Annotated in this window: 12 protein-coding genes; all 12 read left to right on the forward strand. The window is 42.7% G+C overall.

The features are described from left to right. The first annotated feature begins 18 nt into the window (after nucleotides 1–18). Entirely contained in the window at nucleotides 19–348 is a 330-nt protein-coding gene (locus NQ503_RS06165; protein WP_005426433.1) for a hypothetical protein, read from the forward strand. Between the two features lie 180 nt (nucleotides 349–528). Then, a complete protein-coding gene (locus NQ503_RS06170) occupies nucleotides 529–1,302 on the forward strand; it encodes a tyrosine-protein phosphatase (protein WP_005426432.1) in 774 nt (257 codons plus the stop codon). 26 nt (nucleotides 1,303–1,328) lie between these two features. Beyond that, nucleotides 1,329–2,225, forward strand: coding sequence for an immunoglobulin-like domain-containing protein (locus NQ503_RS06175; RefSeq protein ID WP_005426430.1), 897 nt, complete (start codon nucleotides 1,329–1,331; stop codon nucleotides 2,223–2,225). A 16-nt stretch (nucleotides 2,226–2,241) separates the two neighbouring features. Further along, nucleotides 2,242–3,645: a tyrosine-protein kinase family protein gene (locus tag NQ503_RS06180; protein ID WP_005426427.1), complete on the forward strand. Its 1,404-nt coding sequence runs from the start codon at nucleotides 2,242–2,244 to the stop codon at nucleotides 3,643–3,645. Beyond that, nucleotides 3,629–5,074: a tyrosine-protein kinase domain-containing protein gene (locus NQ503_RS06185; RefSeq protein WP_049940425.1), complete on the forward strand. Its 1,446-nt coding sequence runs from the start codon at nucleotides 3,629–3,631 to the stop codon at nucleotides 5,072–5,074. Before NQ503_RS06180 ends, NQ503_RS06185 begins: the two co-directional genes overlap by 17 nt. Continuing rightward, nucleotides 5,071–6,969 (forward strand): polysaccharide biosynthesis protein, encoded by a 1,899-nt coding sequence (locus tag NQ503_RS06190; protein ID WP_005426424.1) that lies wholly within the window; start codon nucleotides 5,071–5,073, stop codon nucleotides 6,967–6,969. The genes NQ503_RS06185 and NQ503_RS06190 overlap by 4 nt, the downstream gene beginning before the upstream one ends. Continuing rightward, on the forward strand, nucleotides 6,942–8,345 hold the full coding sequence (locus NQ503_RS17530; protein WP_276543338.1) for a sugar transferase: 1,404 nt from the start codon (nucleotides 6,942–6,944) through the stop codon (nucleotides 8,343–8,345). The genes NQ503_RS06190 and NQ503_RS17530 overlap by 28 nt, the downstream gene beginning before the upstream one ends. A 210-nt stretch (nucleotides 8,346–8,555) precedes the next feature. Then, nucleotides 8,556–9,068, forward strand: a complete 513-nt coding sequence (locus NQ503_RS06205) for a GNAT family N-acetyltransferase (RefSeq protein ID WP_173898848.1) — start codon at nucleotides 8,556–8,558, stop codon at nucleotides 9,066–9,068. 103 nt (nucleotides 9,069–9,171) lie between these two features. Then, on the forward strand, nucleotides 9,172–9,654 hold the full coding sequence (locus tag NQ503_RS06210; RefSeq protein ID WP_005426418.1) for a LeuD/DmdB family oxidoreductase small subunit: 483 nt from the start codon (nucleotides 9,172–9,174) through the stop codon (nucleotides 9,652–9,654). Nucleotides 9,655–9,656: 2 nt separating this feature from the next. Continuing rightward, nucleotides 9,657–10,907: a 3-isopropylmalate dehydratase large subunit gene (locus NQ503_RS06215; RefSeq protein ID WP_005426416.1), complete on the forward strand. Its 1,251-nt coding sequence runs from the start codon at nucleotides 9,657–9,659 to the stop codon at nucleotides 10,905–10,907. Between the two features lie 83 nt (nucleotides 10,908–10,990). Continuing rightward, entirely contained in the window at nucleotides 10,991–11,482 is a 492-nt protein-coding gene (locus NQ503_RS06220) for a LeuD/DmdB family oxidoreductase small subunit (protein WP_005426414.1), read from the forward strand. 13 nt (nucleotides 11,483–11,495) lie between these two features. Continuing rightward, a complete protein-coding gene (locus tag NQ503_RS06225) occupies nucleotides 11,496–12,740 on the forward strand; it encodes a 3-isopropylmalate dehydratase large subunit (RefSeq protein WP_044925898.1) in 1,245 nt (414 codons plus the stop codon). Nucleotides 12,741–12,825: the final 85 nt, after the last annotated feature.

A 12,825-nucleotide genomic window follows, 5' to 3' on the forward strand; every position in this document is an offset into this window, starting at 1 on the left:
AAGGCGGGACAGAAAGTTATGAATGAGAAAACAAAAAAGGAAGGTTATACAGATCAGTTAAATCAGGAACTTCTTGGCACACTGGGAGAAAAGGCTTCATCTGAACAGATCAGTGCAGCATATGAAAAAAGAGAGGTACACAGGGATACAACATATCATAAAACGAATACAAAACATGCCAGTCCGTGGAAAGATACTGCTCCGGCAGAGAACACTTTAAAGACAAGAAAAAAGAAACATAGGAGTTCCAGAGACCGATACTTTCTGTTACTGTCGCTTGGCATTGCGGTAGGAGTACTGACAGCAGCGGGGCTGCTCATTTATGGAAGTCTTTTATTTCTACATTAACGAACAGAAGACCTGCGGGTAAATCTGAAAAGATTTATCTGTGGGTCTTTTTTGGTGAAGAGAGATTTGTATTTTTAGAAAAAAGAAGGAAAAAACACATACTTTAGTATGTAGGAGGGGGAAGGAGAAAAGGGTAGAATTATATTCTGCATAAAGTTGTGTTGTAAAAAGGGGACAAAAATGATCGATATACATGCACATATTTTGCCGGATCTGGATGATGGTTCAGAAGATATGGAAGAATCACTGGAAATGGCAGAGCTGGCAGTGGAGAGCGGTGTGGAGATCATGACAGCAACACCGCACAGCAATCAGATGGGGCGATTTGAAAATTTTCAGTCAGAGCAGCTTCAAACAGCTTTTGAACGACTGCGCATGGTATTGAAGAAAGAAAAGATTCCATTGAAAATATTAAATGGAATGGAGATTTTTGCCTCAGAGGATATTGCACAGAAGATAAAAAATAAGCAGCTGAGTGGAATCAATGGGACGGATTATTATCTGGTCGAGTTTCCGTTTGACGCAGATCCCTGGTGGATCCGGGAATGTCTGGAGGATATCTTTGATACGGGGAAGATACCATTGATCGCACACCCGGAACGCTATTTTTGTATACAGGATTATCCGGAGCTTATATATGAATGGGTGCAGAATGGATGCGTTACGCAGATGAATAAGGGCAGCATTCTGGGAAGATTTGGGAGAAGTGTTATGGAGACTGCACATATCCTTCTGAAAAATGACCTGATATCATGCATTGCCAGTGATGCACATCATTCTTATATCCGTACGCCACATATGAGCGAGACAAAAACAGCCCTTGTTCATATAGGTGGCTATGAATATGCATGGCACCTGACAGAAGAAAATCCGGAACGGATCATAAAAAACATACAGATTCCTCTGCACGGCCGGAGACCGGATAGGAGGAGAAAATATTTCAGACCTGTCTGACAGGTAAAGATCAAGAGGAGAGTTTCATGAAAAAGTTAAGAATACTTGGCATTGTGGTATTTGTGATCGCAGCTGTGTCATTTGGATATTTCAAATACGAGCAGATCAATTCCAAGGACAATCAGGCACCGGTGATCACAATGGATGCTGATTCAGTAGAGGTGTCCTGCCAGGCAGGAGATGAAGAATTTCTGAAGGGAATTACGGCAAAAGATTCCAAAGATGGAGATGTAACCAGCAGCCTGATCGTGGAATCCATAAGTAATTTTATGGAAAATCATACAAGAAATATGACCGTGGTGGCATTCGATTCCGATAATCATGCAACAAAAGCGACAAGGAAAATAGCGTATACCGATTATACAGCACCGACTTTTTCCCTGACGGAACCATTACGTTTTGCTATGAATACACAGGACATTATGGGAACACTTACCTGCGTGGATGTACTGGACGGAGACGTAACCGGAAAGATAAAGATGTCCAGTGAATATTATGTGCAGGCAGATACACCGGGGGAATATCCAATGGTCTATCAGGTGGCAAACAGTGCAGGAGACGTGCAGAAGCTCCCGGTAACAGTGGAAATTTATGATCCATCCAAGGAAGCACAGAAACCGCTGATTGAGTTGTCACAGTATCTTGTGTATACACCGACGGGGACTGCAATTGATCCATGGTCATACGTGGAGCAGATTACAATGGGTGGCATTAAATTTCAAAGAGGTGAGGACGGGGTGCTTCGTGATCCGAATCCTGCAGAAAAACAGGAACGTACTGCTATTACTGCAGATGAGGTGCAGATCACGAATCAGGCAGATTTTAATACTCCTGGCACATATGAAATCCTGTATCAGATTACGGACGACAGTGGGAAAGAAAGTGTAACCGGTCAGGTACGTCTGATCGTTGTGGTGAGATAGTGGGAAAGAGGAATTTATGGAAGAGAGAATAGACAACGAAACCGTTCAGCAGATAGACCTGATCAGCATGCTGAAAGACATTGGAAGAGAGTGGCTGACCATTCTTTTGCTGGCAATAGCTGCTGCATTGTTTGCAGATATCTGGATTTGTGCGACTTATCAGCCGGAATACCGAACTTCGACAACATTTGTTGTTACGGCAAAAGGTATGAATAACAATATATATCAGAATCTGAATTCGACAAAAGAGCTGGCAGGACAGTTTACTGAAATTCTGGGCAGTAATGTATTGAAGAAAAAAGTAGCGCAGGATCTGGGAGTGAACAGCCTGGAGGTGGAGACGTCGGTAGACCTTGTTCCGGAGACAAATCTGATCACACTTTCCGTTAAGGCTGGTACTGCAGCTGAGTCTTATCGAATACTGCAGTCCGTTATGGAAAACTATAATACGGTTTCCGATTATGCGATTAAAAATGTCATCATTGAGACGATTCAGCAACCATCTGTAGCCATGGCTCCGATCAATCCGTTGGATGAAAAAAGAACAGTCATGAAGGTATTTGCTGTGGCAGCCGGATGCCTGATAGCTTTATTGGCCGGAATTTCCTACATACGAGATACCATTAAAAATCCGGGAGAAGTATCCACAAAACTGGATACCCGTTTGCTTGGAACGATTGCCTATGAGAAAAAATCAAAGGCTCTTTCCATGAAAAGAAAGAAGGATTATCTTTCTATGCTGATCCAGAATCCACTTCGAAGTTTTGCTTATGTGGAGTCCAGCAAAATGGCTGCATCCAGAGTGAGAAGCTATATGGATAAAGAGGATGCAAAAGTACTTCTTGTTACCAGTGTGATGGAAAATGAAGGAAAATCCACAGTAGCAGCAAATCTGGCACTGTCACTTGCGCAGGAAGGAAGCAGAGTTATGCTGATAGACTGTGATTTCCGAAAACCGGCACAGTACAAAATTTTTAATGTCCGTGATAATGAAGAGACGGATCTAGGAGATGTACTGATCAACCATGCAAGTACGGAGAAGATTATCCGGAACTGGAATAATTCCGGTCTGTATATGATTTTAAATAAAACTTCTTCAAATGCAATCGAAACTCTGCTGAAAAGCATGACGCTCAAACAGATCATCGCTTTTTGCCGTGAAAAAATGGACTATGTAGTTATCGACACTTCTCCGCTTGCCCTTGTGGCAGATACAGAGGAGCTGGCACAGATGACAGATGCTTCTGTGCTGGTAGTAAGACAGGACACGGTATTGACGAAGGACATTAATGATGCAATCGATATACTGAACAATACCAGAGGAAAAGTACTTGGCTGCATCCTGAATGGTGTGACGTCACAAAATATGGCAGGAAGCGGACATTACGGATGTGGAGGACATTATGGGAAGCGAGCGTAATACAGAGATGGATTCCGGAATTCTGTATTTTACTACGATTCTGGATGATATGTGGCGAGGATTTAAGAAGTTTTTCCTCCTGTGTTTTCTGCTTATGGCAGTCTGTGGAGCCGTTATGTATATGAGAGAAAAGACAAATTATACTCCGGTATATCAGGCATATTCTTCTTTTGTTGTGGAGACTAAGACGGCATACGGATACAATCAGAGCTATTCGGATGAAACAACAGCAGGACAGCTCAGTAAAACATTTCCATATATCCTGACCAGTGGTGCACTTTCGGATATTGTGGCAGAAAGTCTCGGGGTTGATTCGATACCAGCAAGTATTTCAGCAGAAGCAATTCAGGATACATCAATTTTTACGATCAATGTAACTGCTTCTGATCCCCAGATTGCTTACGATGTGCTGCAGGCAGTTATCCAATACTATCCGCAGGTTGCAGAATATATTATAGGAGATACACAGCTGACGCTGATGGATGAAAGTGGCATTCCGGAAAAACCACAGAATCCGCAGAATTTTACAGGAGCAGTTGCAAAAGGTGTGGCTGCGGGGGCGGTAGTTAGTATTTTCCTTTTATTTGTATATGCATCAACAAGAAAAACAGTACGAAGGGAAGAGGACCTGAAAAACTATCTGAGTATTGCATATCTTGGAAGCGTGCCAAAATCACATGGAAAAAGACGCAAAAGTAAAAAAACAGTACTTCTTGACGGGAAAGGAAATACAACAGTCCTTCGGGAAAGCTTCCGAACGATTCGCACGCGAGTGACAAAAAATGCAGAAGAGAATGGAATAAAAAGTCTGATCGTGACCAGTGCCATATCCGATGAAGGAAAAACAACAGTGGCAGTAAACCTTGCAATTTCTCTTGCCAAAAAAGGAAAGAAAGTTGCTTTGCTTGATGGAGATCTCAGACATCCATCTGTTGCATTGTCTATGGGAATTCGGACAAAAAAGTATGGGATTGCAGATGTTTTGAATAAAAAAGCAGATCTCAAATCGATTATGCTCCGCTACGGCGAGTATGAGCTGGACATTCTGCCGGGAAAAGAGATGGTAAAAAATCCAACCGAACTGATTGGAAACGGATATCTGGAACGGCTGTTAAAGGTACTTCGTAAAAATTATGATTATGTGATCGTAGATACGCCGCCATGTGGCATGCTTTCGGACGCATCAGCAATCGCCCGTATGACAGATGGAGCAGTCATGGTAGTACGTCAGGACTCTGCACGCATAGACAGAATTCTGAACGGAGTAGAAAATATTGCAGATACAGGTGTAAATCTGATCGGGTATGTACTGAATGGAACAGAGATGGGAATTACCGGTTATGGATACGGTTACGGATATGGCTACGGGTATGGCTACGGATATGGCTATGGCTATGGCCATTACGGCTACTATGGGAAAAAAGGATGAAGAGAAAGAAAATAAATTATCAGTTGTTATTAAGAAGAGTCTGTCTGATCGTTCTGGATATCGTATTAATCATTATTTCGTCTCTGATGGCATTACTTACAAGATTTGAATTTGATATCGAACAGATACCAGAAGAATTTCTTGATGTGCTTGTGAGTTATGGTATTTTGATGATCTTTGTGACGCTGAGTGTTTTTGCAGTGTTTCGAATCTACAGCAGTCTGTGGGAATATGCCGGGTTAGAAGAGACTTTTAAGATCATTGGTGCAGTTGTTGTTTCTTCTCTATGTGATATGGCAATAGTCGTTGGATTTGGAAAACATCTTCCGCGAAGCTATTATGTGATCCGCACGTTTTATTTGATCGCGCTGGTAGGTGGAAGCAGATTCTTTTACAGACTGCTCCGACTTCGGTACCGAAAGAGACAGCATTATTCAATAAAAAAGAAAAAGAAAATCATGCTGATCGGGGCGGGAGAAGCCGGAAGAACATTGATCCAGGAGATTCAGAACAGTCGATATCTGGATCAGAAAATCTGCTGTGTGATTGATGATAACCGCCGTAAGATCGGACGTTATATACTGGGAATCCGTGTGGTGGGTGACAGGAATGCGATAAAAAGAAGTGTGGAACACTATGGTATTGAACAGATCATTATTGCGATACCGTCAGCGGGAAGCCGAAAAATTCGTCCGATCCTGGAAATCTGCAAAGATACGGGCTGTGAACTGAAAATCCTTCCAGGAGTGTATCAGCTGGTGAATGGAGAAGTCAATGTCAGTAAACTTCGTCCGGTAAATATTGAAGATCTTCTTGGACGAGAAGAAATAAATGTCAACATAGATGAGATCATGGATTATGTATGTAGCAAAACAATCCTAGTGACTGGTGGCGGCGGCTCGATTGGCAGCGAACTTTGTCGACAGATTGCTGCGCACAAACCAGAGCGTCTGATCATATTTGATATATATGAAAACAATGCATATGACATTCAGCAGGAACTGAAAATGAAATATCCAAATCTGAAACTGACTGTGCTGATTGGATCGATTCGTGATGAAGAGCGAGTAGATACGGTTCTTGGAAAGTATCGACCGGATATCATTTATCACGCTGCTGCACACAAACATGTGCCACTGATGGAGGCAAGTCCGAATGAAGCAATCAAAAATAATGTTCTTGGGACTTATAATCTGGTCTTGGCGGCAGATCGTTGGAAAGTAAAAAAATTTGTACAGATATCTACCGATAAAGCAGTCAATCCGACCAACATCATGGGAGCATCCAAGAGAGTCTGCGAGATGATCATTCAGAGCTTCAACAGACACTCGAAGACAGATTTTGTGGCTGTCCGGTTTGGAAATGTGCTTGGAAGCAATGGAAGTGTCATTCCACTTTTTAAGAAACAGATTGCAGCAGGTGGTCCGGTAACTGTCACCGATCCGGAAATCATCCGATATTTTATGACGATATCCGAAGCAGTTTCACTCGTCCTTCAGGCAGGCGTCTATGCCAGAGGCGGAGAGATCTTTGTGCTGGATATGGGAGAACCGGTGAAGATCCTGGATCTTGCAAAAAACATGATCCGACTTTCAGGGTATATCCCGGAAAAGGATATTGCGATCGAATTTACCGGCCTTCGCCCAGGCGAAAAGCTTTATGAAGAACTTCTCATGGATGAAGAAGGAATGACAGAGACCCCAAATAAGCTGATTCACATCGGACATCCGATCGATGTTGATGAGGACAGACTTTATTATGCACTCCGGGTTATGAAAGAGGCTGCAGCAAATGAGACGGACGACATGCGCCTGCTGATGCAGAGTATTGTATCTACTTATCACATAAAGACAGAGGAAAATCAGCAATGCGAAAACCTTCAGAAAGCTATTTAAAACTGAAAAAAGCGACCGATAAGATTCTGTCAGGTGCAGGGCTGGTGATACTTTCACCGGTATTTGCCGGTATTGCGATTGCGATCAAGCTGGAAGATGGAATTACTGCACCGGTATTTTTTAAGCAAAAGCGGGTAGGAATCCACAAGAGTCATTTTATGCTTTACAAATTTCGAAGTATGCAGACCGATACTCCACATGATACGCCGCCCCATTTGCTGACAGATCCGGAACAGTATCTGACCGGAACAGGCAGGTGGCTTCGAAAAACCAGTCTGGATGAATTACCACAGCTACTGAATATTTTTCAGGGAGATATGGCATTAGTTGGACCAAGACCTGCACTCTGGAATCAATATGATCTTCTGGAAGAACGCGATAAATATGGAGCAAATGATGTATGTCCGGGATTGACAGGATGGGCTCAGATTCATGGAAGAGATGAGTTGGAAATAAGTGAAAAAGCAAGACTCGATGGCTATTATGTGAGACATCTGAATATGTTTATGGATATGCGATGCATTCTCGGAACAATCAGATCTGTGTTGAAAAGTGAAGGCGTCGTAGAAGGCGGCACCGGAGCAAGGCACATGCAGAACTGTAATAAAAAGAAACTGTTGATTGTGACGAATCATTCATACATGTTGTATCGTTTCCGAAAAGAACTGATTCAGAGACTGATGGAAGACTATGAAGTTGTGATCAGTACACCATTTGTCGGACATGAAGAGGATCTGCAAGAGTTGGGAGCACACTGTATCGAAACAGAAGTTGATCGAAGAAGTGTAAATCCAGTTACGGATTTGAAACTGCTTCGTACATATAAAAAAATATTGAAAAGAGAAAATCCGGATCTGGTAATTACCTATTCAATCAAACCCAATATTTATGCAGGGTATTTGTGCGGAAAGATGAAGATTCCTTTTTTGGCAAATGTACAGGGACTTGGAACTGCTTTCCAGAAACCGGTGCTTTCGGATATGGTTACGGTGATGTATCGGACTGCTTTACGAAAAGTAGAAAAAGTAATTTTTGAGAATCAGGCAAATGCACAGGAGTTCAAAAAACGTCGAATTTTGTCTGAGGAAAAAGAAGTCGTCCTTCATGGTGCCGGAATCAATCTGAAAGAATACAGATATCGTTTTTACCCGAATAATGAAAAAATTCATTTTCTGTATCTGGGAAGGATCATGAAAGAAAAAGGAATGGATGAGTTGTTCGGAGCAATAGAAAGGCTACGAAAAGATGGCTGCGAGTTTGTGCTTGATCTGGTTGGATTCTTTGAAGAGGAATACAGGAAAAAAGTAGAACATCTTCAAAAAGAGGGAATTAAAAGTCGCAGGCTCTGCAATGATGTTCCTGTTTGCGTTTGTTGATGTTGTGCTTGCTTTCTGGGCACTTCGACTGAAACATCGCAGAGGCGAAAAATAAATCATGATCATCCCTGAAATATAGTTGAAAATGTTGCTGGATTTCTCTGGAGAGGAGCAGATCCGGCAGCATTTTTCTATTTGAATGCTGACTTTACAGAAAAACATCGGCTAATTATAATAAAAATGTAAAAAGGAAGATTCAGGAGGAACTACATGTCATATATGATCAGAAAAGCGGAAAAGGAGGACCTGCCGCGAATTTATGAGATTTATGAAACAGCGAGACAATTTATGCGGGAGAACGGAAATCATGCACAGTGGGGAGCAGGGGACAGACCGGAAGAACTGCTGGAAGATGATATTTCTCAGGGAAATCTGTATGTACTGGAAGATGCGGTCGCAGATGAAGCAATAATCCATGCAGTATTTGCTTTTATAGAAGGAGAGGATCCTGTTTATCTGAAAATTGAACAGGGCAGCTGGATGGTGGATACAGAGTATGCTGCAGTACACCGTGTTGCGAGTGATGGAACGGTCCGTAATGTGCTGGAAAAGATCATGGACTACTGTAAGGCACAGATACCGCATTTACGAATAGATACACATGAGGATAATAAAGTAATGCAGCATGTACTTGAAAAATATGGCTTTGTACGGTGTGGAATCGTGTATGTGCCGGATGGAAGCCCGCGTATTGCATATGAGTTACTGGAAAAATCTGAATGAGTTTTTAATGCAAAATTCTTATAAATATACATTTTGCTATTACGTAAATTTGTGGTAGAATAGAGAGAAAATGAATAGTTATACATAGAAAGGAACTATTATTATGGAAAAAGGTACAATTTTTAAATTTCATAATGACCTTGATACAGACCAGATCATTGCATCCCAGTATCTGCTTCTGCCAAATCTGGATGAAATGAAGGGTCATACATTTGAATCATTGGATCCTGATTTTGCAAAGAAAGTAAAACCGGGAGATTTCGTAGTTGGCGGTGAGAACTTTGGTTGTGGTTCTTCCAGAGAACAGGCACCGGGCGTACTCAAAGCACTTGGGGTACAGGCCGTTATCGCCAAATCCTTTGCAAGAATTTTCTTCAGAAATGCGATCAACATCGGGCTTCCGGCAATTGTCTGTAAAGATCTTCCGGATGATGTACAGACCGGAGATACCATGGAACTTCATATGTCTGATGGTACAGCAGTTGCAAACGGAAAGACTTATACCTGTACCAAACTTCCGGAATATATGCAGGGGATTCTGAATCAGGGCGGCCTGATCGCTTCACTGAACAAGGAGGAGAAATAACCATGGGAATGACAATCGCAGAAAAAATCATCGCAGCAGCAGCCGGTGTGGATAGTGTTAAACCTGGTGATATCCATACGGTTCAGCTTGACCGTCTGATGAGTAATGACGGAACCACACATCTGACTGTAGATATGTATAAAAATAAACTGAACCATCCACATATTGCAGATACAAAGAAGCTTGTCTTTATCGTGGATCATAATGTTCCTTCTGACTGTCCGAAAACAGCAGCTTCTCAGAAAAAGATGAGAGATTTTGCAAAGGAAAATAATATTGATTTCTGGGAAGGTAAAGGTGTCTGCCATCAGGTTATGATCGAGAATTACGTCCGCCCGGGAGAACTGATCTTTGGTGCTGACAGCCATACATGTTCTTATGGTGCACTTGGTGCATTTGGTACTGGTGTCGGATGTACAGACTTTCTTTATGGAATGGTAACAGGAACTTCCTGGGTACTGGTTCCGGAATCTGTAAAATTCAATCTGACCGGTAAACTTCCGGAAGGTGTTACCGCCCGAGACCTGATCCTTACCATCATTGGAGAAGTTGGTGCAAACGGATGCAACTATCAGGTAATGGAATTCACCGGAGAAGGCGCAAAAACATTAAGCATCAGTGATCGTATGACTCTCTGCAACATGGCAGTAGAGGCTGGTGCAAAGACAGGTATCTTTGAAGCTGACGAAAAAGCAATGGAATACCTCAAAGAGCACGGACGTGAACCAAAGGCTGTATTCCACAGTGATCCGGATGCAAAATATGTAAGAGAATATACCTTTGATCTGAGTAAAGTACGTCCGGTAGTGGCTAAACCAGATTTTGTAGATAATGTTGTTCCTGCAGAAGAAGCATGTGGAATTGAGATCAATGAAGCATTCCTTGGTTCCTGTAACAACGGACGTATTGAAGATCTGCGCGTAGGTGCCGAGATCATCAAAGGAAAGAAAGTATCTGATAAAGTACGTTTTCTTGTTGTTCCGGCAAGCCAGACCATCTATCGTCAGGCATTAAAAGAAGGTCTGATCGACATCTTCATGGAAGCTGGCGCGATCGTTATGAACCCGAACTGCAGTGTATGCTGGGGAAGCTGCCAGGGCGTTATCGGCGAAAATGAAGTCCTGATCAGTACAGGAACACGTAACTTTAAGGGTCGTGCAGGTCATCCGAGCTCCAAAGTATATCTTGGATCTGCAGCAACTGTTACCGCATCTGCAATTGCAGGCAAGATCGCACTGCCGTCTGAAATCTGATTGACAGATTATATAATTAAGGACTGTTTACGTGGTATATGAGAACGTGAGCAGTAACTATATTCAGTGAGGGAACATACAATATGGAAAAGTTTACAGGCAAAGTGTGGGTACTTGGTGATGACATCGATACCGATATCATCATCCCAACCGAGTATCTGGCACTCAAGACAATCGATGATATGAAACAGTATGGATTCAGCCCGCTCCGTCCGGAACTGGCTGGACAGATCCAGAAAGGCGACATCATTGTTGCCGGCAAAAATTTTGGCTGCGGTTCTTCCAGAGAGCAGGCACCGGAGATTATCAAAGCACTGGGAATTCAGTGTGTCATTGCAAAATCATTTGCAAGAATTTTCTTCAGAAACTCCATCAACAACGGACTTCTGCTGATCGAGCAGCCGGATCTTCACGATGATATCAAAGAGGGGGATACCGTAACTGTTGTGATGAACGAACATGTAGACTATAATGGAAAACAGTACCCGATCGCTTCCCTGCCGGAGAACCTGATGAGTATCATTCAGGCCGGCGGACTTGTAAAAGCCATGCGCAAACTGAATGGACTGGACTAAGGAGGAAGAGCAGATGGGCGAAACAGTTATCGAAAAAATTATCAGAAACAATGTGGGTCATACAGTAAAACCTGGCGACATTGTGACCGTTAACGTAGACAGAGTCATGATCCATGATATTTTTATTCCATTTGTTGCAGAGAAATTTGAAGAGATGGGATTCAAGAAATTATGGGATCCGGATAAAGTTGTTCTGATTTATGATCATCTTGTTCCGGCAAGCCAGCTTGATGATACAAGACATTTCCATGAGGGAGATGCTTTTGCAGAAAAATATGGTATGAAAAATGTGCACAGAAGTGATGGAATCTGTCATCAGTTAATGACAGAGGCTGGTTATGTCAAACCTGGTAATATTGTATTTGGTACAGACAGCCATACAACCACTTACGGATGTGTTGGAGCATTTTCTTCCGGTATCGGATATACAGAGATGGCCAGTATTCTTGGAACTGGAACCATGTGGATCAAAGTTCCGGAGACGATCAAGGTTGTGATCGATGGAGAACTTCCGGCGAACGTTATGTCCAAAGATGTAATTCTTCGTCTGATCGGTGATCTGGGCGCAGACGGTGCAACTTACCGTGCACTGGAATTTACAGGCAGTGCAGTAAAAAATATGTCCGTTGCAAGCCGCATGACCATCGCAAACATGGCAATCGAGGCAGGAGCAAAATGTGCACTTTTCACACCAGATGAAAAGACAGCAGAGTACTGTGAGATTGAACTGAACGATTTTCAGAAGAGTCTTGTCGGGGATGGGGATGCTGCATATCTCAAGACGATGACTTACCGTGGGGAGAATTTTGTTCCGGTCATGGCATGCCCGTCACAGGTGGATAAGATCCGTGATGTCAGCACACTGGAAGGAACGGAGATCGACCAGGTATTTATCGGCTCCTGTACAAATGGACGTCTGGAAGATCTGGCAGCAGCGGCTGAAGTCCTGAAAGGTAAGAAAGTTGCTGATTATGTAAAACTGATCGTGACGCCGGCAAGCCGCAAGATCTACAGACAGGCAATTGAACTTGGTATTCTTGATACGCTGGCAGAAGCAGGTGCAATGATCACACATCCGGGATGTGGACTGTGCTGTGGACGTGCAGGTGGTATTCTGACAGATGGAGAGCGTGTTGTAGCAACAAATAACCGTAATTTCCTTGGACGTATGGGAACTTCCAAAGTAGAAATCTATCTGGCATCTCCAAAGACTGCAGCAGCATGTGCAGTGGCTGGAAAGATTGTCAGCCCGAAATAAAAACTTAAAAAACACCAAAAAAAGTCAAGAAGGAAGAATATTTTTTTCTATCTTGACTTTTTTCTGATTTAGCACTATAGTATAA

It is taken from the genome of Blautia obeum ATCC 29174 (assembly GCF_025147765.1).
Classification (GTDB): domain Bacteria; phylum Bacillota; class Clostridia; order Lachnospirales; family Lachnospiraceae; genus Blautia_A; species Blautia_A obeum.

Coding starts and splice junctions, on each gene's coding strand:
- NQ503_RS06165 (WP_005426433.1), top strand. CDS start 19: ATGAATGAGAAAACAAAAAAGGAAGGTTATACAGATCAGTTAAATCAG.
- NQ503_RS06170 (WP_005426432.1), top strand. CDS start 529: ATGATCGATATACATGCACATATTTTGCCGGATCTGGATGATGGTTCA.
- NQ503_RS06175 (WP_005426430.1), top strand. CDS start 1,329: ATGAAAAAGTTAAGAATACTTGGCATTGTGGTATTTGTGATCGCAGCT.
- NQ503_RS06180 (WP_005426427.1), top strand. CDS start 2,242: ATGGAAGAGAGAATAGACAACGAAACCGTTCAGCAGATAGACCTGATC.
- NQ503_RS06185 (WP_049940425.1), top strand. CDS start 3,629: ATGGGAAGCGAGCGTAATACAGAGATGGATTCCGGAATTCTGTATTTT.
- NQ503_RS06190 (WP_005426424.1), top strand. CDS start 5,071: ATGAAGAGAAAGAAAATAAATTATCAGTTGTTATTAAGAAGAGTCTGT.
- NQ503_RS17530 (WP_276543338.1), top strand. CDS start 6,942: ATGCGAAAACCTTCAGAAAGCTATTTAAAACTGAAAAAAGCGACCGAT.
- NQ503_RS06205 (WP_173898848.1), top strand. CDS start 8,556: ATGTCATATATGATCAGAAAAGCGGAAAAGGAGGACCTGCCGCGAATT.
- NQ503_RS06210 (WP_005426418.1), top strand. CDS start 9,172: ATGGAAAAAGGTACAATTTTTAAATTTCATAATGACCTTGATACAGAC.
- NQ503_RS06215 (WP_005426416.1), top strand. CDS start 9,657: ATGGGAATGACAATCGCAGAAAAAATCATCGCAGCAGCAGCCGGTGTG.
- NQ503_RS06220 (WP_005426414.1), top strand. CDS start 10,991: ATGGAAAAGTTTACAGGCAAAGTGTGGGTACTTGGTGATGACATCGAT.
- NQ503_RS06225 (WP_044925898.1), top strand. CDS start 11,496: ATGGGCGAAACAGTTATCGAAAAAATTATCAGAAACAATGTGGGTCAT.